This window comes from Halalkalicoccus sp. CG83, from assembly GCF_037081715.1.
In the GTDB taxonomy this organism is placed as follows: Archaea; Halobacteriota; Halobacteria; order Halobacteriales; family Halalkalicoccaceae; genus Halalkalicoccus; species Halalkalicoccus ordinarius.
Genome location: NZ_JAZDDH010000002.1, coordinates 206658 through 230626, shown reverse-complemented (window position 1 = coordinate 230626; position 23969 = coordinate 206658). Strand labels below are relative to the sequence as shown.

The following is a 23969-nucleotide window of genomic DNA, read 5'->3' as shown; positions in this document are numbered from 1 at the left end:
GTATGCGTTTCTTGAGCTCCAGACGGCTGCCCTCTCCGAGGAACCGCCCGATGAGGACGATCGCCGATGAACGTGTCGTGTGACGCCGCTACGGATTGCTTCCGGCGAGGACGCGTTCGATCGCCACGACCGTCTCGTTCCGCAGTCGTAACGGACCGCGGGTCTCGACCGGTACGGAGAGCCGCAGATCCGACAGCCGTAGTCCCGCTCGTCGCATCGCTCCCGTCGGCGCACGGCGCGTGCTTCGCCCCTTTCCAGTCGTCCATACTCAACGTCACGGATCGCGAACTGATCGGGGTCGGCGTGTTGAATACGGAGGCTGAGTTCAGCACGCAGATTTCGAGCGTTCGAGTGAGCGACGCTGAATCGGCTGCTCAGTACGTGTGCAGAGTAACTGACCCGGTGGTCGATACCGTGTACTCGGCCGTCAGGTGAATCCGGGAGGAACGGACCGGCGAACGGCCACACCCTTATCCCGCTCCCAGTTCTAAATCGTAGGATGGCAGATACCAAAAACACACGAGATAAGCAAGCGGATGACGAAGAGCGACGCCAACGAGAACGGGAACTTCAGGAGGCGCGTGACCGCGCCGACGAACCCGAACCGATAGACTCCGAATCCAACGATCAGCTCGGCGACCTGGATGAAGAGCTCGAAAATCACGACTATCCGACGACCACCGACGAACTCATCAGCGCCCACGGCGACCATGAAGTCGAAACACAGGGCGGGTCGAAAACCATTAGAGAAGTGCTTGCTTCGATCGACGATGAACTATACAACTCCGCCGACGACGTTCGAAACCGAATACAGGGACTGATATCCCGTTGATGGCCCGCTGATGGGGTCACCTCCATCGATCAGCGTCGTATCTGTATTTCTCATCCTCCGGGTCGCGTTTAGACGTGGTGTGGATCGTACAGAGTAGTTAGATCGGTAACGATGAAACCCCGTGAAGAAATGCTGAGCCGGTAATGCTATCCGCAGAAGCCGGCAAAACCGTGCTTGCTCGGCGTCTGAACACGATCCAGAGGACGAATTCGTCAGGACAGGCCGCGGTTCGTTTCACTTCTCGTCGCTAGCTTTCCTGGAGAGTAGCATACGATCGTGCTAAGAGGGCGGTTAGTAGCTGCTGTGGGAGGGTCGAATCAGGGATGATCCCCATTCGGACTCGACGGCGGTCGTGATACCACGACTCTCGGAACCGTTATCCGCACTTCAGGTCTACGTCTGTTTGCAATGGCAAACGGAAAGGTTGATTTCTTCAACGACACTGGCGGCTACGGATTTATTTCCACTGAGGATGCGGACGATGACGTTTTCTTCCACATGGAGGACGTCGGCGGCCCGGACCTCGAGGAAGGACAGGACATCGAGTTCGATATCGAACAGGCTCCCAAGGGCCCCCGAGCGACGAACGTCGTTCGCGCGTAATACCTGCTTCAGCCCGTCGCCTATCGGCGACACTGAAACACGACCCTACTTTTATCGATGCCCCGTGCCGTAGTCAGTACCATCCGTATCGGCCGTCTACGCCGATTCGATCGACTCCGTCCGGAAGCGTCGAGTGAGAAATACGCGCTCTGTATTCAGCACGGCACATCTCTCGACTGCCGAGTGGTTCATCTAAGGCTCCACTCCCTTCGATGATTCGAGGCTATCCACGAGCGTGTCGTTTCCTTCAGGGGAACGCTTGAGTTCGATCCGAGAATCATCACGGTTCGAGGCCGAAATACCGACGGGAAGGAACCGGACGACTCTCGAGAACGGCCAGCCGTGGCTACCGGTTGCGAGCCCAGGCGATCCGTGCCGCAAAGGACCGCGGACGCTGCTCTTTCGCTCGCTCGTCATACTCATCAGCACCTCCTCGTGCGCGAGCGATTTTCGCTGCATATGCCGTTCGTTTGGACCGAGGGGAAGGGGCACCCATACGTAGTAGAACGCTAGCGGACCGTATAGAGGGACCACCTGATGGACGAGGGGCATAAGAGATCGTTCCGGGACTGACGGCGGATCCCGCTGATCAGAAGTCGATCCGAACCTCCGAGCCGGGTTCGACGCCGAACGCCTCGTCGCCGCGGCTCGCGTTGGCCGCGAGCTCCACGTTGCCGTGGCTCCCGACCGTCACGAGACGCTCGCCGGGGTCGACGTGTGCGTAGCTCCGTTCGGCGGGGACGGCGGTGCCGTTGACCGCCACCTCGGTGCCGAACCGGCCCTCCAGCACGCTCCCGGGAACGTTGGTGATCGCGTTGCCGAAGCCGTCGAGCACGAGCACCTCGCCGATGGCCTCGCTCTCGCGGATCTCGGGCTCGGGGAACTCGAGGTCGACGTACTCCTCGTCCTCGACGGGCGAGAGCCACTCGAGTTCCTCGAGGGTGTCGACCCCGGCCTCGTGGATCTCGGCGGCCGCGGGCGCGAAGACGTCCCGGCCGTCGAACGTGCTTCCCTCCCCGCCGATGTCGGGGAACGTCTCGTCCGAGGGGTCGATCGCGAGGACCTCGGGCTCCCCTAGACGGCGGGCCGCCGGGAGGAGCACGCCGTTGTCGGGGCCGACGAGCGCACCCTCGCCCGCTCGAACGACCAGCGCCGCGCGGTCGGTGCCGACGCCGGGGTCGATCACCGCGAGGTGGACTGCGGGCGGGAACCAGGGCAGGATCTCGCGCAACCAGAACGCCGCGGTACGGGGGTCCTGGCGAGGGAAGTCGTGGGCGATATCGACGAGCCGGGCGTCGATTCGCGAGAGGATCACGCCCTTCATCGCCGCCGGATACGGCGTGCCGAAGTCCGAAGCGAGCGTGATCATTCTGTTCCGTTCGTGTCGGTCTCGCTGACCCGCTGGAGTCGTTCGATGCCGTTGGTCTCGCGGACGACCTCCACGACGGGATCGGGGACCAGCTTCTCCCAGTTCTGATCCTCGATCATGCGCTCGCGTACCTCGGTACCCTCGAGCTCCTCGCGGTTGAACATCGGCGACTGGCGCACCTCGACGCCGGCCTCGCTGAACAGCTGGATCACGAGCGGGTTGTTCGAGTACGCGACCTCGAAGTCCGGGCTCATGCTCTGGACGTGGCTGACCCAGACCGAGTTTCGATCGAGGTCCTCGATGGGAACGGCGTAGGTCACGATATCGTAGTCGACCAGCGACTTGGTGAGCATCATGATGCGCTCGCCGGCGGTGAACGGATCGTGTCTCGAGTGGGAGTCGCCCGCGCTGCCGATCCCGAGGACGAGCTCGTCGACCTCGTTCGCGATCCGGTCGACCATGCGGTGGTGGCCGTTGTGGTACGGCTGGAACCGGCCGATGTAGAAGCCCCGCCTCATATTTCTGCTCGAACCGACAATCCGTGCCCTCAAAAGCGTAGCGAGTCGGTCCATCGATCACGAGCAGGGAGAAAGTATATCAGTTGCGCAACCCTGATTTTCATCAGCAACCAGATTCTATGAGCAACGAGAGAGACACCGGCGAACCCCCCTACGAGGACGGGGTGAACGAGTCTTCGGACGCGGGGCCCGAGCCCGACGTCGGCGACGGCTCCGAGCCGGAGTCGGAGGACGACGCGCTCGGCAGTGACGTCGACGTCGGCTTCGAGGCCGAGATCGACGAGGAGAACGAGGACGACCTCCTCGGCGGGCTCAAGATCGACTCCACCGAGGACATCGAGGTCCCCGACAAGCTGGTCGATCAGGTGATCGGCCAGGACCACGCCCAGGAGGTCGCCCGCAAGGCCGCAAAGCAACGACGCCACATGCTGATGATCGGCTCGCCCGGGACGGGTAAGTCGATGCTGGCGAAGGCGATGAGCCAGCTGCTGCCCAACGAGGATCTCCAGGACGTCCTCGTCTACCACAACCCCGACGACGGCAACGAGCCGAAGATCAGGACCGTGCCCGCGGGCAAGGGCGAACAGATCGTCGAGGCCCACAAGGAGGAGGCCCGCAAGCGCAACACGATGCGGACCATCCTCATGTGGCTGATCATCATCGTGATCCTCGGCTACTCGCTGTTCATCGGGAACATCCTACTGGGGATCATCGCCGCCGCGATCATCTACCTCGCATTCAAGTACGCGAACCGCGGCAGCGACGCGATGGTCCCGAACCTCCTGATCAACAACGCCGACAACACCACCGCGCCCTTCGAGGACGTCACCGGCGCCCACGCCGGCGCGCTGCTCGGCGACGTCCGCCACGACCCGTTCCAGTCGGGCGGCATGGAGACGCCGAGTCACGACCGCGTCGAGGCCGGCGGGATCCACAAGTCCCACCGCGGCGTGCTGTTCATCGACGAGATCAACACGCTCGACGTCCGTTCCCAACAGCACCTGATGACGGCGATCCAGGAGGGCGAGTTCGCCATCACCGGCCAGAGCGAGCGCTCCTCGGGTGCGATGGTCCAGACCGAGCCCGTCCCGACGGACTTCATCATGGTCGCGGCGGGCAACCGCGACGCCCTGGAGAACATGCACCCCGCGCTCCGCTCGCGGATCAAGGGCTACGGCTACGAGGTGTTCTTCGACGACACCATCGAGGACGAGCCGGAGATGCGCCGCAAGTACGCCCGGTTCATCGCCCAGGAGGTCGAGAACGACGGCCGCCTGCCCCACTTCACCCGCGAGGCGATCGAGGAGGTCATCCTCGAGGCCAAGCGACGCTCCGGCCGGAAGGGCCACTTGACGCTTCAGCTGCGTAACCTCGGCGGGCTCATCCGCGTCGCGGGCGACCTCGCGCGAGCGGAGGGCACGGAGTACACGACCCGCGATCACGTGCTCGCGGCGAAGAAGCGCTCGCGCTCGATCGAACAGCAGCTCGCCGACACGTTCATCGAGCGCTACAGCGACTACGACATGACGATGAACGAGGGCGGCGTCGTCGGCCGGGTCAACGGACTGGCGGTGATGGGCGACGATTCGGGTATCGTCAAGCCCATCATGGCCGAGGTGACCCAGGGCCACGGCGAGGTAATTGCAACAGGAAAGCTCCAGGAGATCGCCCAGGAGTCGGTCCAGAACGTCTCCGCGATCATCAAGAAGTTCACCAACAAGGACATCAACGAGATGGACGTCCACATCCAGTTCCTTCAGTCCTACGAGGGCGTGGAGGGCGACTCGGCGTCGATCTCGATCGCCACCGCGGTGATCAGCGCCCTCGAGGAGATCCCGGTCGCCCAGAACGTCGCGATGACCGGTTCGCTCTCCGTTCGGGGCGACGTCCTCCCGGTCGGCGGGGTCACCCACAAGATCGAGGCCGCCGCGAAGTCCGGCATCGACACCGTGATCATCCCCAAGTCGAACGAGCAGGACGTGATGATCGAGGACGAGTACAAGGACGAGGTCGAGGTCATCCCCGTCTCGCACATCAGCGAGGTGCTCGACATCGCGCTGGTCGGCGAACCGGAGAAGGACGGGCTGGTCGACCGCCTGAAGAACATCACGACCGCGCTGGATCGCGACCGGCAGGTCCCGAGCGGCAGTCCCACGCCCCAGTAAGTCGTGGCGGAGTGGGCGACGTTCGTCGGGTTGACGGGCGTCGTATGCGTTCTCCTTCTCGCGCTCGCACACCTCTCCCGGACGGTCGTCGAGCCACGTGACGAACGGACGGAGACCCCGGACCCGGAGATCACCCCCGGAGCGCTCCTCGCGAACGTCGCGCTCTCACAGGGGCTGTTCGCCGCCGTGTTGCTCGCTGCCGCCTGGTATACGGAGATCCCGCCCGCCGCGCTGGGGATCGGGACGGACGCGGGCACGAGCGGACTCGGGGCCGTCGGGATCGGCCTCGGCCTCGGACTCGCGTTGTACCTCGCGAGCGAGGCGGGCGGAGCGCTCGCCGACCGTCTGGGATTCACCTACGACGAACGCCTCCGGGGACTGCTCGCACCCCGCTCCGCGGGCGGGTGGGCGGTGCTGCTCGGCCTCGTGCTCCCGGTCATCGCCGCCTTTGAGGAGTTCCTCTTCCGAGCGGCGCTGATCGGTGCCGTGGCGGCGGGCTACGGCGTCTCGCCCTGGCTGCTGGCGATCGTCTCGTCGGTCCTCTTCGCGCTCGGCCACGGCGCGCAGGGCCGAACGGGAGTCGTCGTCACGGGCCTGTTGGGGTTCGTCCTCGCGGCGGCGTTCGTCCTCACGGGGAGCCTGCTGGTCGTCGTGATCGCCCATTACGTCGTGAACGCCCTGGAGTTCGTCGTCCACGAGGGGTTGGGGATCGACTGGGCGGGGTAATCGTCGGACTCGCGGGAGACGGGGTCTGTCAAGAGGAGTAATCGGCGAGTCGGTGCCTCAGTAGGGCCGAAAGAGGACGTTGTACGCACGGACGCAGCCGACGAGCAGCAGCGTCGTTCCGAGCACCGTCCAGCCACCCGAGAGCGCGAGCAGTTGGGGCTCCAGTTCGGGGAGGTACTCGGTGACGAACAGGTGCGTGCCGAACAGGAGCGCGATCCAGCCGAAGCCCATGACGAGTCCACAGGCCAGACAGTTGCCGGCGTGGCGACGGCCGGTCGAGGGGGCGAGATCCGCGAGCGAAGTAGCCATACTACCGTATAGAAACATATTGAAATAAATATCTTTCTGCCGACATCACGCCGAGGATTCGAGCGAGCGAAGCGCGCGGGCCACCTCGTCCGGAGTCGCGCTCGGTCCGTCGCGGACCCGATGGTCGGGGATCAGGACGGGAACGGGGTTCGCCTCGAGGGCGGCCCGGACGATTCGTTCCCCCTCGTCCTCGGCATCGATTCCGGGAACGGCGCGGGCGAGCGTCGCGACGTCGGTCGTCTCGCCGTAGGGGACCTCGCCCACTCTCTCGAGCACGGCGCGGTGATCGGTGGGCACCGTCAGCGCGACCGGCACGTCCGAGAACTCGTCGCGCTCACCCGAGAAGTACGCACCCAGTCGGTCGAGCAGTGCGTGGTTTCGGCTCGCGTCCTCGTCGGGTTCGTCGGGCAAGGAGAGGCTGATCACCCGCCCGGAGGCGATCCCGATCTGGACGACGCGATCGAGTCCCGCCACCTCGCCGGCGTAGATTCCCGTGTCCGAAGCGTCCATGTCGGGAGAACGCTCGACCGACCCTTCAAACCCGATGACGCAAGTCTTATGTACAGATCCGTCCGTTATCGTACAATGATGAACGCTAGCGACTCGATCGCACCGGCCGTGCGGTCGATCCTTCGGGCGGCGCGCGAACGCGAGGCGCCGGAGGGGCGCGTCTCCGTCGACGCACGACCCTTCGACGGGGCGCTCACCGCCGCCGAACGCGAGGGACGGGTGCCGGTGATCGCCGAGGTGAAGCCGACGAGTCCGACCACCGACGGGGTCAGGGAGGGCGATCCGGTCGAACTGGCGCGGGAGATGGTCGCTGGCGGGGCGGCCGCGCTCTCGGTGCTGACCGAACCCGAGCACTTCGGCGGGTCGCCGGAGACGCTCACGCGGGTTCGCGAAGCGGTCGACGTGCCCGTGCTCCGGAAGGACTTCGTGCTCGACGAAGCTCAACTGGACGCCGTCGAGGCCGACCTGATCCTGCTGATCGCGCGCTTCGTCGACGACCTTCCCGGACTGATCGCCGCGGCGAGAGAGCGGGGTTTCCAGCCGCTCGTCGAGGTCCACGACCGCGACGAGCTCGAGGAAGCGATCGAGGCCGGGGCGGACGTCGTCGGGATCAACAACCGCGACCTGGCTCGGCTGGAGGTCGATCTCGATACCTTCGAGCGGGTCGCAAGCGAGGCGCCGGAGGAGACGATCCTGGTAGCCGAGAGCGGGATCGGTAGCAGAGAGGACGTCCGGCGGATGCGCGAGGCGGGCGCGGACGCGCTGTTGATCGGTACCGCCATCATGGACGGCGACGTACGGGAGAACGTCGAGGGGTTCACCACAGCATGAGTACGGACGCGAAGTTCGGACGCTACGGCGGCCAGTACGTGCCCGAGGCGCTGATGCCCGCGATCGAGGAGCTCGAGGACGCCTACCGACGATACGTCCTCGAGAACGAGGAGGGGTTCATGGACGACTTCCGCGATCGGCTGCGGGACTTCGGGGGTCGACCGACGCCGCTCCAACACGCGGAGGGGCTGAGCGAGCGTTACGACACGGAGGTGTATCTCAAACGCGAGGACCTGCTCCACGGGGGCGCACACAAGCTGAACAACGCGCTGGGCCAGGCGCTGCTCGCGAGGTACATGGGAAAGGAACGGATCATCGCCGAGACGGGCGCGGGCCAACACGGCACCGCGACGGCGATGGCGTGTGCGCATCTGGGGATCGATTGTGAGATCTACATGGGCGAGCGCGACATCAACCGCCAGCGCCCCAACGTCTTCCGGATGCGGCTCAACGGCGCCGAGGTGAACCCCGTGAGCGTGGGCCGGGGCACGCTGAAGGAGGCGATCTCGGAGACGATGCGCGACTGGGCGACGAGCGTCGAGGACACCCACTACGTGATCGGTTCGGTGGTCGGTCCCCACCCGTTCCCGCGGATGGTCCGGGACTTCCAGGCGGTGATCGGCGAGGAGGCACGCGCCCAGATCGAGGAGAAAACGGGGAGAATGCCCGACAGCGTGCTCGCCTGTGCCGGCGGCGGTTCGAACACGATGGGCGCCTTCCACTCGTTCGTGGAGGACGAGGACGTCGATCTGTACGCCGTCGAGGCCGGCGGGAGTAGCTTGGAAGTCGACGAGGAGGGCGGCGTCGCGCCCAACTCCGCGTCGCTCTCGACGGGAAGCGAGGGCGTGCTCCACGGCGCGCGCACCAGGCTCCTGCAGGACGCACACGGCCAGATCATGGAGTCACACTCGATCTCCTCGGGGCTCGACTACGCGGGCGTCGGGCCCGAACTCGCCCACCTCGTCGACGAGCGGCGCGTCGTCCCGACGAACGTCGACGACGATGCGGCGCTCGAGGCGTTCCACCGCCTCTCACAGCTCGAGGGGATCATCCCCGCGCTCGAGACGGCCCACGCCTTCGCCTACCTCGAACGCGAGCACGAGAGCCTGGGCGACGTCGTAGTCGTCAACGTCTCGGGTCGGGGCGATAAGGACCTCGAGTCGGTGATCGAGGAGACGGCCGAGCGCGAGATCGAGGGCGCGCCCGACATGGACGTGTTCAGCGGGGGACTATGAGCCGGAGCCGGATCGCCGAGGCGTTCGCCGATGGCCCCGCCTTCATCCCGTATCTCGCGGCGGGCGATCCCGATACCGAGTCGACGAAGGAGTACGTCCGCGCGCTGGTTCGTGGCGGTGCGGACGTGATCGAGCTCGGCCTGCCGTTCTCGGAACCGATCGCGGAGGGATCGACCATCCAGAACGCGATCGTCCGCTCGCTCGAGGGCGGGATGACCCCGGAGAGCTACTTCGAGCTGGTCGACGATCTGGACGTCGAGGTGCCGGTCGTCTGCATGACCTACTACAACCTGATCTACCGCTACGGGGCGAGCGAGGCGGCACGCACCTCGGACGGGAGCGGTGCCGCGGACGAGGAGGGCCCCGAGCCGTTCGTCCGCCGCGCGGCGGAGGTCGGGATCGACGGGTTCGTCGTCCCCGACCTGCCCGCCGAGGAGTCCGACCCCCTTCGGGAGGCCTGCGACGAGCACGGGTTGGACCTGATCTTCATCGTCGCGCCGACGACGCGCGGCGAACGGTTGGAGCGGATCATGGAGCAGGTCTCGGGTTACGTCTACGTCCAGGCACGCCTGGGGACGACCGGCGCGCGAACGGACGTGAGCGACCAGACCGACGCGAGCCTCGGGCGTCTCCGGGAGTGGGACGTTCCCAAGGCAGTGGGTTTCGGAATCAGCGAGCGCGAACACGCCGAACGGATCGTCGCGGGCGGGGCCGACGGGATCATCGTCGGTTCGGCCCTGGTCGACATCGTCGCCGAGGGGACCTCAGCGGACAGTCGGACGGGGTCCGACGACGTCGCCGAGGGCGACACCGAGGAGGAAACCGTCGCGGAACGCCTCGAGCGGAAGGCCCGCGAACTGAAGGAGGGTGCACTCGAGGGGTTCGAGCAACGTCGGCCTCGACCGGAACGCCCATAACCGCTCCATGCCGGAGTCTCACATACTATGAGCGCAGGGTTCGACGCACGACTCGACCGGATCGGCACCGACGGAAAGTACCTGATCGTCCCCATGGACCACGGGATCACCATGGGCGCGGTGAAGGGGTTGAAGGACATCGAGGGGACGATCGACGCGGTGACCCGCGGCGGCGCGGACTGCGTACTCACCCAGAAGGGGATCGCCTCGCGGGTCCACCCGAACACGAACGGCGCGGGCTACATCGTCCACCTCAACGGTTCGACGACGATCGGTCCCGACGAGCAGGACAAGCGGGTGACGGGCACCGTCGAGGAGGCGATCCGCGCGGGCGCCGACGCCGTCTCATTTCACATCAACGTCGGCTCCGACTACGAGCCGAAGCAGATCGAGGACCTGGCCGAACTCACCGAACGCGCGGATCGCTTCGGCATGCCCGTCCTGGCGATGGCCTACGCCCGCGGGCCCGACATCGAGAGCGACGACGCCAAGGCGCTCGGCCACGCGGTCCGCCTCGCCGAGGAGCTCGGCGCTGACCTCGTCAAGACGGGCTACTCGGGCGACGCCGAGAGCTTCCAGCACGTGGTCGAGTCGACACGTCTACCCGTGGTGATCGCCGGTGGCGCGCGCGGGACCGACCGCCAGACCCTCGAGAAGGTCCGCGGGACGATGGACGCCGGCGGTGCAGGCATCTCGATGGGCCGCTCGATCTTCCAGCACGACGACCCGGAGGCGATCGCGCGCGCCGTGGCGGCGGTCGTCCACGACGACGCGAGCGCCGAGGAGGCGATCGAGAAGGCGGGGCTGGCGGTCGAGGCCTGAACAGGACTCCGACGTTCGTTCCCGGCCCCGAACCGGGATCCGGGATCAGGTCCCCGATCCGGGCTCGAACTCGCAGGTCGCGCCGGTCACGAGCCCCTCCTCCTCGACGTACGTGCTCAGACACGCGTAGTTACAGAACCGGCCGGCGGGTCGCCGCTCGCCGTCCTCTTCCCGCTCGAGAAACAGCGGTTCGTGTGCCCGGACGTCGCTCCCACAGTAGGTGCAATCGATCGTCATGCGGGTTCGAAGGCCCTCCACGTGGGTTCTCCTTTCGCACCCGTGCGCCGCCCGTGCAGACGCGCCGGGTTCGATCCGTGTCGACGGCCGTCTCCTCGACCCGTACGCAAGCGCAACGATTACCGACGGACGCGGCGAACCGCCACCCATGCCACGCGAGCTCCGTCCCGACGACGAGCCGCCGCTCGACGAGGAGTTTCCGCGCCTCGAGGTGCTTTCTGCGTCGCCCGAGAACGCCGAGGTCGCCTCCCGATCCGACCTCGACGGGCTGTTGACGCCCGAGGGGACCCACTACGTCCGGAACCACTACCCGACGCCCGAGACCGACGCCGAGGAATGGACGGTCTCGCTGACGGGGCTGATCGGCGGAAGCGGCGAGACGGGACCGGACGCCGACGGCCCGACCGTCGGGATGGACGAACTGCGCGAGGACTACCCCGCCGAGTCGGTCGTCCACACGATGGAGTGTTCGGGCAACGGCCGGGCCTTCTTCGAGCCCGACGCGGAGGGACACCAGTGGACCGACGGCGCGGTGAGCACCGCCGTCTGGACCGGCACGCCCGTCCGGGCGCTCCTCGAGGAGTACGACGCGGCCGCCGAGGGCTGGGTCACGGTCATGGGCGGGGACGCCCCCGAGGGCGAGGACGTCTTCTGTCGGTCGCTGCCGATGGAGAAGGTGCGGGAGGACTGCGTGCTCGCCTACGAGATGAACGGCCACCCGCTGCCGCCGGATCACGGCCACCCGGTCCGACTGCTCGTGCCCGGCTGGTTCGGCAACAACAGCGTGAAGTGGGTCGAGCGGCTCCACGTCGCGGAGTCGATGCCCACGGGCGAGGAGTGGGAGGGGTACACCAAGTACCAGCAGTTGGAGTACCGCCTGCGCTTCGATGATGGGAAGAAACCCGAGGAACTCGACCGCGTGGAGACGCCCGACACCTACGAACAGATGGCGGCCGACGAGCCGCGCCACGCCTACTTCTACGACCAGCTACCGAAGTCGCTGATCACCGCTCCCGCGGACGGGGCGACCCTGCGGGCGAGCGAAGCCGTCGAGATCACCGGGCTCGCGTGGGCCGGCGAGAACCGCGTCGAACGCGTCGAGCTCTCGACCGACGGCGGCGAGACGTGGGCCGACATCGACCTCCTGGAGCCGGCGCTCGGGCGCTACGCCTGGCGGCGCTTCAGAACGGAGTGGACGCCCGAGGCGGGCGAACACCGACTGCTCGCCCGGGCGACCGACGCGAAGGGACGGGTTCAACCGGCCCGGATCGCCGAACCCGACCCCGAGCAGACGGGGATCGAGAACGACACCTATCCGTGGAACACACAGGGCTACGGCAACAACGCCTACCGACCGTTAGGAACCTCCGTAACCGTCGAACACGACGGCGCGTAACCCGAGCATCCGGCTGCAGGCAAAACCGGTTTGACCGAGGGCCGTCGTCGTCGTACCATGGGCGACGTTCACTACGACTTCGCCGACGAGACCGCCGTCGTCACCGGCGGCGCATCGGGCATCGGGCGATCGATCGCGCTGGAGTTCGCCGAGGCGGACGCGACCGTGATCGTCGCCGATCAACGGGCCGATCCGAAGGATCCCGACGCCGACCTCCCGACCCACGAGACGATCGAGGAGGCCGGCGGAACCGCCGAGTTCGTCGAGACGGACGTCTCGGATCCCGAGCAGGTTCGTTCGGTGGTCGAGGCCGCCCGCGAGTACGGCGGCGTCGACGTCATGGTCAACAACGCGGGAGTGTTCGTCGGCGGCTCGTTCACCGAGTACGACGCCGACGACCTCGATACGGGCTACGGCGTCAACGTCCGGGGGATGTTCGTCGGCACCCAGGCGGCCGCGAGCGACATGCTCGACCGTGGCGTCGAGGGTTCGATCGTCAACACCGCCTCGATCAGTTCGAACCTCGCCCAGCACGGCCAGGTCGCCTACGACACCACGAAGGGAGCGCTTCGCATGCTCACGCGGGGCGCGGCGCTCGAACTCGCCGAGGAGGGGATCAGGGTGAACGCCACCGCGCCGGGCCAGATCGCGACCGAGTTCACCGAGAACGGCACCGAGAGCACCCAGGAGCGCGCCGGCGATGGCGAGTTCCTGAAGCCGATCCCGATGGGGCGGGCGGGCTTCCCGAAGGACGTCGCGGACGCCACCCTCTATCTGGCGAGCGACGCGGCCGCCTACACGACCGGGGAGCTGCTCGCCGTCGACGGCGGCTGGCAGATCTGCTGACTTTTCCTGCCGACCCGTCTCGACCGTGCCAGCCGAGTCGAGCAACGCGGTCGTCCTCGCGCTTACTCCTCGAGGCGCGCGCTCGCCTCGCGAAAGAGCCCGTCGAGTATCTCCGGCGTCGTCGGGTGGTAGGCCCGATCGGGTAGCTCGCGCACGTCGAGGCCCGTCTCGATCACGACCTGCATCGTCTTGGCCATGACGTCCGCGTGGTAGTGCAGTCCCTGGTAGCCGAGTACGGTGCCGTCCTCGCCGACCACGAGCGTCGCGAGCCCCTCGGGGACGTCCTTGGTCTTGAAGATGCCGTCGCTTGCGGCCTCGCGGGTGACCGCGACGTGGTCGATCCCGGCCTCCTCGGCGGTCCACTCGGCGTGGCCGACGCGGGCGAAGGGGTAGACGCCGAGAGCCGTGAAGATCACGTGGTGGTGGACGTTCTCGTAGGGTTCGAGCGGCTCGTTTCGAGCGTGGGCGAGGAGGTTCTCCGCGGCCGCGAAGCCCTGCTCCTTTGCGACGTGCAGGATCGGTTCGTGGCCGTTGGCGTCGCCGACGACGAACGTCCGCTCGTCGTCGCGGGCCCGCATCGTGGGCTCGACCCACCCCTGCTCGGGTTCGAGAGCGGTGTTCTCCAGCTCCAACCCGTCGAGGCTCGGTCGGCGACCGGTGAAGAGAAACAGCTCGTCGGCCTCGAGCGTCTCCTCGCGACCGTCGCGTTCGACCTCCATCCTGACGCCCCCGTCGTCGGTCGGTTCGACCGTTCGTTCGAGGGTGGTCGTCAGTATCTCGAGATCGAACTTCTCGCGGTAGAGCTCGAGCAGCCGCTCGCCGTAGACCGGATCGGCCTCGTCGAGCGGGGCGTCGTCGTGTTCGATCACCGTCAAGTCGACGCCGCCGGCCTCCGAGAGGTAGGGGACGAGTTCGAGGCCGACGTAGCCGAAGCCCATGACGATTCCGCGCTCGCCGAACCCGGTCGCGTCGAGGACGTCGGCGCTCGTCGTGTACTCGACCTCGTCCATCCCGGGGAGGTCGGGAACGTTCACCGTCGAGCCGGTCGCGATCACGACGTAGTCGGCCTCGATCTCCCGGTCACCGACCGCCACCGTGTGGTCGTCGACGAACCGGGCGGTCTCGTGGAGGAACTCGACGTTCTCGCGTTCGGCCAGTTCGTGGACGGCCGAGCGCCGGTGCTCGGCGAACGACTCGACGTGTTCGTCCTTCGTCGCGACCACCTCCTCGAGATCCACGTCGGGAACGCCGCTCAGGCGGTGGTCGTTTCGCGCCTGGAATCGGTGTGCGCCGGCCGAGAGCACCTCCTTCGAGGGCATACAACCCCGGAGGATGCAGAGGCCGCCGCCCGGCTCGCCGTCGTCGATCAACGTGAGTTCGATTCCGGACTCCTCCGCCAGCGAACCGGCGACGGCGACGCCCGCGCTTCCGTACGCGCCGACGATCGCGACGTGTGTCATACGATGCTCTGGGTTCGCCGCCTGCTTAGCCGTTCGGTGATCTGACGGCTCTCGCACCTCACCGCCGTCCCGCGAGCAGGGCGGCCAGGATCGCGCCGAGTGCGGCGGCGACACCGAAGCCGGGCTGGGTCTCGGCGTTCGCACCGCCAGCGTCGTCGCCGGTCTCGTCGTCGGCGCTCATCGCGATCGTTCGTTCGGAGAAGTGATCGACCGCGACAAGCACCTCGGCGTTTGCGTCGGCGCTCGCGCCCCGGGCCACGGCGAACGCGGGCCCCTCGTCGGCGACACCTGCGAGTTCACCGGCTGACTCGACCCGTGTCGCCGCCTCGCCGTCGACGGTCACCGAGAACTCCTCGGTCGCGCCGATCGCCGCCTCGGAGACGCTGGTCAGCACGACGGTCCCCTCGTCAGTGGTCCGATCGACGGTCACCTCGACGGTGTTCTCGGCGCTGGCCCGCACCCCGGCGCTCGTGTCGTCGGCGTACCGGACCGCGTCGCTCACGGCCTCACCGTCGGCGCGATCGACGTAGACCTCGATTGCGGCCTCGCCGTCGGCGATCAGGCGCTCGGCCTCCTCGTCGTCCTCGCTGCGCTCCTCGCCGCTGGCTCGAAAGACGACCGTCGCGTTGCCGTCGAGGTCGGCGACGAGGTCGTCGTTCCCGTTGACCGCGACGCCGCCGTCGCCGACGACGATCGCGGTGACGTAGCCTCCGTCGCCGGTCGTCACGACAGCCCGCCGGTCGTCCTCGGTCTCGACGGTGGCGTCGGCACCGAGTTCGGCTTCGACGAACTGCGACTCGCCGTTCGCGCTGACGACGAGTTGTCCCCGTTCGCTATCGTGGGCGGTCATCTCGGCACTTCCATCGGTCTCGACGGTCGCGCGCGTCTCGGTCCGTGCACTCATCGACAGCGCCGCCCCCCGCAGGTCGGTTACGGCCGACAGCTCGACGTCCGCGCCGACGCCGGCGCCGGACCTGCCGTCGTGATCGCTCTGTGCCTCGACGGCAACCGATTCGAACAGCAGCGCGCCACCGACCTGATAGTCGACGACGGCCCGATCGTCCACGTCGAACGAGACGTTCGTCCCGGCGTACGCCTCGCCGTCTCCCTGTGCAGCGACGGGAGCGCCCATCACTCCGAGAGCCAGCGCCGCGATGAACTCCCTTCTTTTCATATTTTATACAGTGAAATCATCATCCGATAAAGGTTACGGCGCAGTATCTCTCGGCGTCAGAACCGTTTCATCGGCCGCAACGGTCGCTACCGCGAGATCCCCTCGCCGCCCTCGCGGATCACGCGCTCGACCTCCTCGGGGGTGATGACCGCGATGTCGCCGGGGATGGTGCGCTTGAGCGCCGCCGTGGCCGCCCCGACCTCGAGCGCCTCCTCGACGTCGGCGCCGCGGATCCGCCGGGCGAGGTAGCCGCCGACGAACGCGTCGCCGGTGCCGATCGGGTCGTGGGTCTCGGTCTCGAAGGCGGACTGTTCGATCGTCCGGCCGTCGTGGATCGCGAGCGCGCCCTCCGAGCCGAGGGTGACGATGACGGTCTCGAAGTCGTGCTCGTCGACCAGTTCGCGACCGATCGACTCGGGGTCGCCCGACAGTCCGAGGATTTCACGTGCGTCACGGACCGCAGTGACCAGCACGTCGACGTGCTCGAACAGGTTCGTGAGCGTCTCGCGGGCCTCCTCGGGTGACCAGAGCTTGCTCCGGTAGTTCAGGTCGAACGCCGTCTTCGTCCCCGAATCGCGCGCGCTCCACAACAACGTCTCGGTCGTCTCGCGAAGCGTCTCCGAGAGCGCGGGCGTGATTCCGCTGGTGTAGAACCACTCGGCCGAGCGAATCCGTTCGGCGGGGAGCTCCTCCGCGCTCGCGGTCGTCACCGCCGCGTCCGCGCGGTCGTAGATCACGTTCGTACCCCGGGGTTCGCCCGCGAACTCGAGGTAGTAGGTGCCCTGGCGGCCCTCGTCGCTCCGGACGACGTCGGTCTCGAGGCCGTAGCTCTCGAGCTCGCTCGTCACCCGTCGACCCAGCGGCGAGTCGGGTAGCTTCGAGATCCAGACCGCCTCGGCACCCAGCCGGGCGGCCGCCACGGCGACGTTGCTCTCCGCGCCCGCCGCGCGGACTTCGAGTTCGGTCGTCGTCTCGAGACGTTCGTTGCCCGGCGGCGAGAACCGAAGCATCGTCTCGCCGAAGGTCACGAGATCGGTCATGCGCCGTGATTCGCGCGCCGGCGTAAAAGTCCCGACTACTCGCGCTCGCGGCGGCTCGCGTGTCCGGGGTAGTCGCGCTCGAAGCGGTCGGCGAGCTCCTCGTTATCGACGCGGATCAGCGTCGGTCGGCCGTGTGGACAAGCGTAGGGGTTCTCACAGTCGTCGAGCGCGGAGAGCAGCGAAACGACCGATCCCTCCGCCAGCGAGACGTTGCCCGTCACCGCGGGGTAGCACGCGAGATCCGCTAGCAGCCCGTCGACGGTCGCGTCGACCGTCTCTCCGGGGTCGCCCGAGACGCACTCTCCGAGTGCGTCGCGGAGCAGTTCGGGCGAGAGCGTCGCGTCGAAGACCGCGGGGACGGTCCGCACCCGTGCGACGCGACCCTCCCGGTCGGCCGAGAAGCCCAGCCGCGAGAGCGCCTCGGCGTGGGCGTCGAACAGTTCGGCCTCGCGGGCGGTGAGCCCGATCTCGACGGGCTCGACCAGTGCCTGGGTGGTCGTCCCGCCGGAGAGCGCCCCGCGCAGGCGTTCGTACTGGACCCGTTCGTCGGCGGCGTGCTGGTCGACGAGGACGAGTCCCTCCGAGCCCTCGGCGACGACGTAGGTGTCGCGTAGCTGGCCGAGCACCCGGAGGTCGGGGAGCCGCTCGAACCCCTCGTCGACGGCCTCGGGCCCCGCGGCGGGTCCGTCGAGCGTGGACTGTTCGGTCGCGACGAAGCGCGGCTCGTCCCGCCGTGGCGTCGTCTCCCGCTCGTCTCCGTCTCGATCGGCGCTCGCCGATTCACCGACCGAACGGCGCGGTTCGGCCGCCCGCTCGGTCCCGGTGCTCGATCCCGTTCCCGCCTCTTCTCCCGCTTTCGCAGCCGACTCCACCCCCGCAGCGCTCGCCGTGCCCTCGAAGTTCGCCTCACCGGTCGCCTCCTCAGTCTCGGTCTCGGTCTCGGTGTCCGGTTCGGGCGCGACGGTCGTCTCCTCGGGCGCCGAGCGGCCGCGCGGGGCCGAGGCGCGGACCAGCCCGTGATCCAACAGCGCCCGTTCGACGCTCGCCTCGATCTGCTCGCGGATCGCGGCCTCCTCCTCGAACTTCACCTCCATCTTGCGGGGGTGGACGTTGACGTCCACGGTTTCGGCCGGCACGGAGAGGTCGAGCACTGCGAACGGATAGCGGTCGGGCGCGAGCTGCGTGCCGTAGGCGTCGACGACCGCCCCTCTGAGCGCCCCGCTGCGAACGTACCGGCCGTTGACGAACGTCGAGACGTAGGTCGGGCTCGAGCGGGTGGTCTCGGGGTCGCTCACGTAGCCCGTGATCGCCTCGAGGGGACCCTCGACTACGTCCTCGATCGGCACCATCGCGCGGGCGACCTCCCGGCCGTAGACCGCGAGGATCGTCGCGCGGAGCCCGCCCTGTCCAGTCGTCGAGAACACCTCGCGGCCGTCGTGTTCGAGCGTGAACGCCACCTCCGGGTTCGCGAGCGCGTACCGCGTGACGACGGTGTTGACGTGGTCGAACTCGGTCGCCTCGCGCTTGAGGTACTTCCGCCGGGCGGGCGTGTTGAAGAAGAGGTCGCTCACCTCGACCGCCGTGCCCGTCGGCGGGCCGGCGGGCTCGACCGACTCGACCTCGCCGCCCGCGAGGATGAGTTTCGTCCCCGCACCCTCGGTACCGCGCGCCCTCGTGGTGATCGTCGTCCGGGAGACCGCGCCGATCGTGTGGAGTGCCTCGCCGCGAAAGCCCAGCGTCTCGATCCCCGCCTCCAGATCGGAGGCGTCGCGGAGCTTGCTCGTGGTGTGCTGTTTCACCGCCGTCCGAAGCTCGTTTTCGGTCATCCCGATTCCGTCGTCGACGACGCGGATCCGGTCGACGCCGCCGGAATCGATCTCCACGGTGATCGAGGAGGCGTCGGCGTCGAGGGCGTTCTCGACGAGCTCCTTCACCACGGAGGCGGGCCGCTCGACCACCTCGCCGGCGGCGATCCGATCGACGGTCGCGGCGTCGAGCTCGTGGATCTCGGGGCGAGTCATCTCGGGAGCCTCCCCTGCCACTCCTGGACCCGACTCATGAGCTCGACCGGCGAGACGTTCGCGAGCTCCATCCCCGAGAGCTCCGAGAGGACCGCCTCCGACTCGGGATCGAGCGCGTCGTCGGAGTCGTCCTCGCCGTTCTCCGTGTTGGTTCCATCGCTGCCGTCGCCGCCGTCGGTCGTCGCGGTCCGTAGCTGCCCGGAGCCGACGTCGAACACCACCTGCTGGGTGTCCGATCCCGCCGATCCCGATCCTCTCGCCTCGATCGCCTTCTCCTCGCGCAGCCGATCGAGCACGTCGCGCGATCGGGAAACGACGGGGTCGGGGACGCCTGCGAGGCCGGCAACGTGCACGCCGTACGAACGGTCGGTCGGCCCCTCGCGGATCGTCCGCAGGAAGGTGACCTCGCCGTCTCGTTCCTCGGCCGCGACGTGGACGTTCTCGACCCGATCGAGGTGCTCCGCGAGCGCCGTCAGCTCGTGGTAGTGGGTCGCGAACAGCGTCTTCGCGCGCACCTCGTTGTGGAGGTACTCGGTGGCGGCCCACGCGATCGAGATGCCGTCGTAGGTCGCCGTCCCTCGCCCGACCTCGTCGAGGATCACCAGCGAGTCCTCCGTCGCGGAGTGGAGGATGTTCGAGAGCTCCTGCATCTCGACCATGAACGTCGAGCGGCCCTGTGCGAGCTCGTCGAGCGCGCCCACGCGGGTGTAGATGCCGTCGACGAGCCCGATCCGGGCGTGCTCGGCGGGGACGAAGCTTCCCACCTGGGCCAGCAGAACGATCAGCGCGACCTGGCGCATGTAGGTGGACTTCCCCGACATGTTCGGGCCGGTGACGATCAGGAAGGCTCGTTCAGAATCGAGTCGAGCGTCGTTCGGGACGAACTCCGTCGTGCGTTCGACGACGGGATGACGGCCGGCCTCGATGTCGAGTGTGTCTCCCTCCTCCAGGTCGGGACGGCTCCAGCGGTTCTCCACCGCGTGGGTCGCGAGACTCGCTAGAACGTCGATCTCCGCGAAGGCTCGCCCGACGTCCTGCAGCAGTGAAGCCCGTTCAGCGACGCGATCGCGAAGCTCGCAGAACAGCTCGTACTCGAGCTCGCCGCGCTTCTCCTCCAGCCGGAGGATCTCGCGTTCGCGCTCCTCGAGGGCGTCGGTGGTAAAGCGAACCGAGTTCTTCAGCGTCTTCACCTGCTCGTAGTCCTCGGGCACCGCGTCGGCCTCGCTCTTCCCGACCTGGATGTAGTAGCCGTCCGTCTTGTTCCGGTCGACCTGCAGGTGGGTGAGTCCGTGCTCGTTCTTCTCGCGACCGGCGAGCGTCTCGATCCACTCCAGGGCCGCCTCGTGATCCTCGATGAGCGCGTCGAGCTCCTCGTCGTAGCCCCGGGTGAGAAGGCCGCCCTCGCGGAGGGTCTTCGGGGGCTCCTCCGCGAGCGCCTCGTCGAGTTCCTCGCGCAGGTCGGCGGTCGCCTCCCGATCGGGCCGATCGAGCACGTCGACGAGGGGCGACTCCGAGAGGCGCCGGTCACCCTCGATCAGCTCGGCGATCGCGGGGAGGAGTGCGAGGCTATCGCGAACCCGAAGCAGGGCGCGGGCGTCCGCGCTCCCGTGGGTCGCGCGACTCGCCAGCCGTTCGAGGTCGTAGGCGCCCCCGAGCGTCCCGCACAGGTCCTCGCGGGCGAGCGCCGACTCGCAGAGCGCGCCGACCGCGTCCTGGCGGCGCCGAAGCTCGCCGAGCGACCGCCGGGGGCGTTTGAGCCACTCCTTCAGCAGTCGTCCGCCCGCCCCCGTGGCGGTGTGATCGATCGTCGCGAACAGCGAGCCGCCGTGGCCCGTCATCGTCTCGACCAGTTCGAGGTTGCGCTGGGTGGTGACGTCGCAGGCGACGTAGTCGTCGGGCCGGTAGGGCTGCAGCCGGCTCATCGAGGGTAGAACACCGAGGCCGGTCTCCTCGACGTAGGAGAGCACCGCGCCCGCCGCCCGGACCTCCGGTCCCTCGGTCTCGAGTCCGAGGCCGGCGAGCGTCTCGCGGCCGAACTGCTCGCGGGTGCGGTGGGTCGCCGCGCCGGGCGCGAAGGCGTTCGTCTCGTGGAGCGCCACCGAAGCGTCGACCCGTTCTTCGAGTCGTTCGAGGAACCCCTCGTCCTCCCGCAGGTCGGGGCCGGGAAGCACCTCGACGGGATCGTAACGGTAACACTCCGTGATCGCCCGTTCGACGGCGTTCTCGCCCTCGATACGGGTGACGAGGAATCGCCCGGTCGTCACCTCGGCGAACGCCAGCCCGTAGAGCCCCTCGGAGACGCGGACGATCCCAGCGAGATAACGGGCGTCGTCGTCGCTCGTCTCGAGCAAGGTGCCCGGCGTGGCTACGCGGGTGATCTCGCGGGCGTGGCCGTCCTCGGTCTCGTACTGGTCGGCCACGGCGACGCGATAGCCCCGCTCGACGAGCGCCTTCAAATACGGCGTGAGCTCCGAGAGCGGGACGCCGGCCATCGGGTACGACGAACCGTGCGAGGACTTCTGTGAGACCCGGAGATCGAGCTCCTCGGCCACGGTCTCGGCGTCGTCGGCGAAGAACTCGTAGAAGTCACCACACTGCATCGCCAGCAGGTCGGCGTCGGTCCCCTCCTTCAGCGAGAGGAACTCCCCGACGATTCCGCCCGTTGTCATGCCCGTAGGGTCGACCGTGAGGGCTAAAACCGTGTTGGGTCCGGAGCGTTACTCCTCGAACACCTCGCCGTCGTTCTCCACGGGGGGCGCGCCGACGATCAACCAGCGGTGCTCGTGGTCGGTGTCGTTGAACACCCGTCTGGGGGTCTCGGGCGGGATCCGGATCGCCGTCCCTTCGGGGACGTCCATCCGTTCGTCGCCGATACGGATCCGCGCGGGCCCCTCGAGCACGTAGTAGAACTCCTCCTGTTCGCGCTGGCGGTGGTAGCTCATCGTATCGCCCGGCGAGAGCTCCCACAGCTTCGGGCGCATCTCCGTACAGCCCAGTTCGGAGACGAGGTCGACGTGGTCGGTCCCCGACGAGGCGGAGGGCGTCCGCTCGGCTTCGGTGACGTCGATCATGCCGTAGTCGTTCGTCATGGCTCGGCGATACGGCCCCGATCGGTTAACCGCTGTCGTCGGCGTTCGGTTCCTCTGGCATCACCCTGAACTAAGAGCCAGGCCGCTCGTATCAACGCGCATGAGCACCGATACCGACGCCGAGGACCCGGATCGCGTCGCGATCGCTTGTCAGGGCGGGGGAAGCCACACGGCGTTCACCGCCGGCGTGCTCGGGCGCCTCCTCCGCGAACGCGAGGATCGCTCGTTCGAGCCCGTCGCGCTCAGCGGCACCTCGGGGGGCGCCGTCTGTGCGGCCGCCGCCTGGTACGGGCTGCTCGACGGCGACGCCGAACGGGCCATCGAGACCCTCGAGGGGGTCTGGCGGGACATGGCAGCCCGCTCCCTGTTCGATCGAATGGCCAACGAGTGGACCGTCCGAACGGCGGAGATCGCCGAGCGGGGCTGGCCGGTTCTCGAGGCAAGCCCCTACGACGTGCCCTTCACGTCGGTCGGACGACGGCGCTTTCTCGACACGCTCGAGTCGCACATCGACTTCGAGCGGGTGCCCGACCTCGCTGCGGACGCCGACCTCGACCTGATCGTCGGGGCGGCCGACGTCACCGAGGGCGAGTTCGCCACCTTCCGAAACGGCGAGGTCACGTCGAAGGCGGTGCTCGCCTCGGCGGCGATCCCGACCCTGTTCGAGGCGGTCGAGATCGACGACCACTGGTACTGGGACGGGCTGTTCAGCCAGAACCCGCCGATCCGGGAGTTCCTCGAGCCCCGCGATCTCGAGGACAAGCCCGACGAGATCTGGATCATTCAGATCAACCCTCGACGCCGCGACGAGGTGCCCGAGTCGCTCGAGGAGATCGCCGACCGCCGCAACGAACTCGCGGGCAACCTCTCGCTCTACCAGGAGGTCGACTTCATCGAGCAGGTGAACGAGTGGGTCGAGGAGGGGACGCTCTCGGGGGAGTACAAGCCGGTCGACGTCGAGTTCATCGAGATGGGTGGCGAGCTGTCGACGTCCTCGAAACTGGATCGCGATCCGGAGTTCATCGAACGGCTGATGCAGCGCGGCGCTCGGCGCGCCGAGCGCTTCCTCGACGAGCGAGCCGAGCGTCGCGGCTGAGACGCGCCACCCTTTTGCTCCCGCTCGCGAAGGCGGCGGCATGGACAAACCGACGATCCGTGAGCGGATCTGGGACGCTCTCGAGCAGAGCGGCGAAGCGCGCTTTCCGTTCCCGCCCCACGGGCGCATCCCTAACTTCGCGGGGGCCGATGAGGCCGCCCGGCCGCTGGCCGACCGGCCCGAGTGGGCGGACGCTCGGACGGTGAAGGCAAACCCCGACGCCCCACAGCTTCCCGTACGAAGGCGGGCTCTCCGGGCGGGAAAGACCCTCTACATGGCCCAGCCACGTCTCCGCGACGAGAAGCCGTTTCTCGAACTCGATCCCGCGGAGGTCAGCGATATCGACGAGGCGACCACCGTCTCGGGCGTCTCGGATCACGGCGTTCCGGTCGGGCCCGACGAGATGCCCGAGATCGATCTGATCGTCTCCGGCAGCGTAGCGGTCACCGAGGACGGCGCGCGAATCGGCAAGGGCGAGGGCTACTCCGATCTGGAGTTCGCCGTCCTTCGCGAGCTCGACCTCGTGACCGACGACACCCCGACGGCGACCACCGTCCACGGGATGCAGGTCGTCGACGAGGACGTCGATATCGAGCCTCACGACGTCTCGATGGACCTGATCGTCACACCCGAGCGGACGATTCGGACCGAGGCCGGCGGGAAGCCCGCGGGGATCGACTGGTCGCTCCTCTCGGAGGAACGACTCGACGAGATTCCCGTCCTCCGTCGTCTGGAGGGCGAGATCGAGGAGTGAGAGCGACCCTCGAGGACGT

24 protein-coding genes are annotated in these 23969 nt (G+C 67.7%); 12 read left to right on the top strand and 12 right to left on the bottom strand.

Annotation, left to right across the window (positions count from 1 at the left end; all coding sequences use genetic code 11):
* Positions 1-88: 88 nt before the first annotated feature.
* A complete protein-coding gene (locus V0Z78_RS14705) occupies positions 89-217 on the bottom strand; it encodes a hypothetical protein (RefSeq protein ID WP_336345419.1) in 129 nt (42 codons plus the stop codon).
* Between the two features lie 282 nt (positions 218-499).
* On the opposite strand from V0Z78_RS14705, the gene V0Z78_RS14700 reads away from it, so the two are divergent.
* Together V0Z78_RS14700 and V0Z78_RS14695 are read left to right on the top strand one after the other, a co-directional pair.
* Positions 500-832 (top strand): DUF5789 family protein, encoded by a 333-nt coding sequence (locus V0Z78_RS14700; protein WP_336345418.1) that lies wholly within the window; start codon positions 500-502, stop codon positions 830-832.
* A 408-nt stretch (positions 833-1240) separates the two neighbouring features.
* Positions 1241-1435 carry a cold-shock protein gene (locus V0Z78_RS14695; RefSeq protein ID WP_227357646.1) on the top strand — a complete coding sequence of 65 codons (195 nt, stop codon included), beginning with the start codon at positions 1241-1243 and terminating at the stop codon, positions 1433-1435.
* Positions 1436-2024: 589 nt separating this feature from the next.
* On the opposite strand, the gene V0Z78_RS14690 is transcribed toward V0Z78_RS14695, so the two are convergent.
* Positions 2025-2804, bottom strand: a complete 780-nt coding sequence (locus V0Z78_RS14690) for an SAM hydrolase/SAM-dependent halogenase family protein (RefSeq protein WP_336345417.1) — start codon at positions 2802-2804, stop codon at positions 2025-2027.
* On the bottom strand, positions 2801-3322 hold the full coding sequence (locus V0Z78_RS14685; protein WP_336345416.1) for a nicotinamide-nucleotide adenylyltransferase: 522 nt from the start codon (positions 3320-3322) through the stop codon (positions 2801-2803). The genes V0Z78_RS14690 and V0Z78_RS14685 overlap by 4 nt, the downstream gene beginning before the upstream one ends.
* A gap of 119 nt (positions 3323-3441) precedes the next feature.
* Here V0Z78_RS14685 and lonB point away from each other — a divergent pair, with 119 nt between their 5' ends.
* Entirely contained in the window at positions 3442-5487 is a 2046-nt protein-coding gene (lonB, locus tag V0Z78_RS14680; protein ID WP_336345415.1) for an ATP-dependent protease LonB, read from the top strand.
* A gap of 3 nt (positions 5488-5490) precedes the next feature.
* Positions 5491-6213, top strand: a complete 723-nt coding sequence (locus V0Z78_RS14675; protein ID WP_336345414.1) for a CPBP family intramembrane glutamic endopeptidase — start codon at positions 5491-5493, stop codon at positions 6211-6213.
* Positions 6214-6270: 57 nt separating this feature from the next.
* On the opposite strand, the gene V0Z78_RS14670 is transcribed toward V0Z78_RS14675, so the two are convergent.
* Together V0Z78_RS14670 and V0Z78_RS14665 are read right to left on the bottom strand one after the other, a co-directional pair.
* Complete coding sequence (locus tag V0Z78_RS14670; protein ID WP_336345413.1) at positions 6271-6522, bottom strand: hypothetical protein; 252 nt, start codon at positions 6520-6522, stop codon at positions 6271-6273.
* Positions 6523-6567: 45 nt separating this feature from the next.
* Complete coding sequence (locus V0Z78_RS14665) at positions 6568-7032, bottom strand: MGMT family protein (RefSeq protein ID WP_336345412.1); 465 nt, start codon at positions 7030-7032, stop codon at positions 6568-6570.
* Between the two features lie 78 nt (positions 7033-7110).
* Between V0Z78_RS14665 and trpC the strand changes: the two genes are divergently transcribed.
* The 4 genes from trpC to V0Z78_RS14645 are packed head-to-tail and all read left to right on the top strand — an operon-like array spanning position 7111 to position 10837.
* The gene (gene trpC / locus V0Z78_RS14660; RefSeq protein WP_336345884.1) at positions 7111-7863 is read left to right on the top strand and encodes an indole-3-glycerol phosphate synthase; all 753 of its coding nucleotides are present in this window, start codon (positions 7111-7113) and stop codon (positions 7861-7863) included.
* On the top strand, positions 7860-9098 hold the full coding sequence (gene trpB / locus V0Z78_RS14655) for a tryptophan synthase subunit beta (RefSeq protein ID WP_336345411.1): 1239 nt from the start codon (positions 7860-7862) through the stop codon (positions 9096-9098). The genes trpC and trpB overlap by 4 nt, the downstream gene beginning before the upstream one ends.
* Positions 9095-10015, top strand: coding sequence for a tryptophan synthase subunit alpha (gene trpA / locus V0Z78_RS14650; protein WP_336345410.1), 921 nt, complete (start codon positions 9095-9097; stop codon positions 10013-10015). Before trpB ends, trpA begins: the two co-directional genes overlap by 4 nt.
* A 27-nt stretch (positions 10016-10042) precedes the next feature.
* On the top strand, positions 10043-10837 hold the full coding sequence (locus V0Z78_RS14645; protein ID WP_336345409.1) for a 2-amino-3,7-dideoxy-D-threo-hept-6-ulosonate synthase: 795 nt from the start codon (positions 10043-10045) through the stop codon (positions 10835-10837).
* 45 nt (positions 10838-10882) lie between these two features.
* On the opposite strand, the gene V0Z78_RS14640 is transcribed toward V0Z78_RS14645, so the two are convergent.
* Complete coding sequence (locus tag V0Z78_RS14640; protein WP_336345408.1) at positions 10883-11074, bottom strand: hypothetical protein; 192 nt, start codon at positions 11072-11074, stop codon at positions 10883-10885.
* A gap of 148 nt (positions 11075-11222) precedes the next feature.
* Here V0Z78_RS14640 and V0Z78_RS14635 point away from each other — a divergent pair, with 148 nt between their 5' ends.
* Positions 11223-12470 (top strand): sulfite oxidase, encoded by a 1248-nt coding sequence (locus V0Z78_RS14635; protein ID WP_336345407.1) that lies wholly within the window; start codon positions 11223-11225, stop codon positions 12468-12470.
* Positions 12471-12527: 57 nt separating this feature from the next.
* On the top strand, positions 12528-13316 hold the full coding sequence (locus tag V0Z78_RS14630; RefSeq protein WP_336345406.1) for an SDR family NAD(P)-dependent oxidoreductase: 789 nt from the start codon (positions 12528-12530) through the stop codon (positions 13314-13316).
* A gap of 62 nt (positions 13317-13378) precedes the next feature.
* On the opposite strand, the gene V0Z78_RS14625 is transcribed toward V0Z78_RS14630, so the two are convergent.
* The 6 genes from V0Z78_RS14625 to V0Z78_RS14600 form a co-directional block, all read right to left on the bottom strand.
* Positions 13379-14776, bottom strand: coding sequence for an NAD(P)/FAD-dependent oxidoreductase (locus tag V0Z78_RS14625; RefSeq protein ID WP_336345405.1), 1398 nt, complete (start codon positions 14774-14776; stop codon positions 13379-13381).
* Positions 14777-14834: 58 nt separating this feature from the next.
* Entirely contained in the window at positions 14835-15950 is a 1116-nt protein-coding gene (locus tag V0Z78_RS14620) for a hypothetical protein (protein WP_336345404.1), read from the bottom strand.
* Positions 15951-16036: 86 nt separating this feature from the next.
* Positions 16037-16990 carry a bifunctional 2-dehydro-3-deoxygluconokinase/2-dehydro-3-deoxygalactonokinase gene (gene kdgK1 / locus V0Z78_RS14615; protein ID WP_336345403.1) on the bottom strand — a complete coding sequence of 318 codons (954 nt, stop codon included), beginning with the start codon at positions 16988-16990 and terminating at the stop codon, positions 16037-16039.
* A gap of 35 nt (positions 16991-17025) precedes the next feature.
* Positions 17026-19011, bottom strand: coding sequence for a DNA mismatch repair endonuclease MutL (gene mutL / locus V0Z78_RS14610; protein ID WP_336345402.1), 1986 nt, complete (start codon positions 19009-19011; stop codon positions 17026-17028).
* The gene (gene mutS, locus V0Z78_RS14605; protein ID WP_336345401.1) at positions 19008-21680 is read right to left on the bottom strand and encodes a DNA mismatch repair protein MutS; all 2673 of its coding nucleotides are present in this window, start codon (positions 21678-21680) and stop codon (positions 19008-19010) included. Before mutS ends, mutL begins: the two co-directional genes overlap by 4 nt.
* Before the next feature lie 48 nt (positions 21681-21728).
* A complete protein-coding gene (locus V0Z78_RS14600) occupies positions 21729-22100 on the bottom strand; it encodes a cupin domain-containing protein (protein WP_336345400.1) in 372 nt (123 codons plus the stop codon).
* Positions 22101-22200: 100 nt separating this feature from the next.
* Between V0Z78_RS14600 and V0Z78_RS14595 the strand changes: the two genes are divergently transcribed.
* Together V0Z78_RS14595 and V0Z78_RS14590 are read left to right on the top strand one after the other, a co-directional pair.
* Positions 22201-23196, top strand: coding sequence for a patatin-like phospholipase family protein (locus tag V0Z78_RS14595; RefSeq protein WP_336345399.1), 996 nt, complete (start codon positions 22201-22203; stop codon positions 23194-23196).
* A 40-nt stretch (positions 23197-23236) separates the two neighbouring features.
* Positions 23237-23950, top strand: coding sequence for a 5-formyltetrahydrofolate cyclo-ligase (locus V0Z78_RS14590; protein ID WP_336345398.1), 714 nt, complete (start codon positions 23237-23239; stop codon positions 23948-23950).
* Positions 23951-23969: the final 19 nt, after the last annotated feature.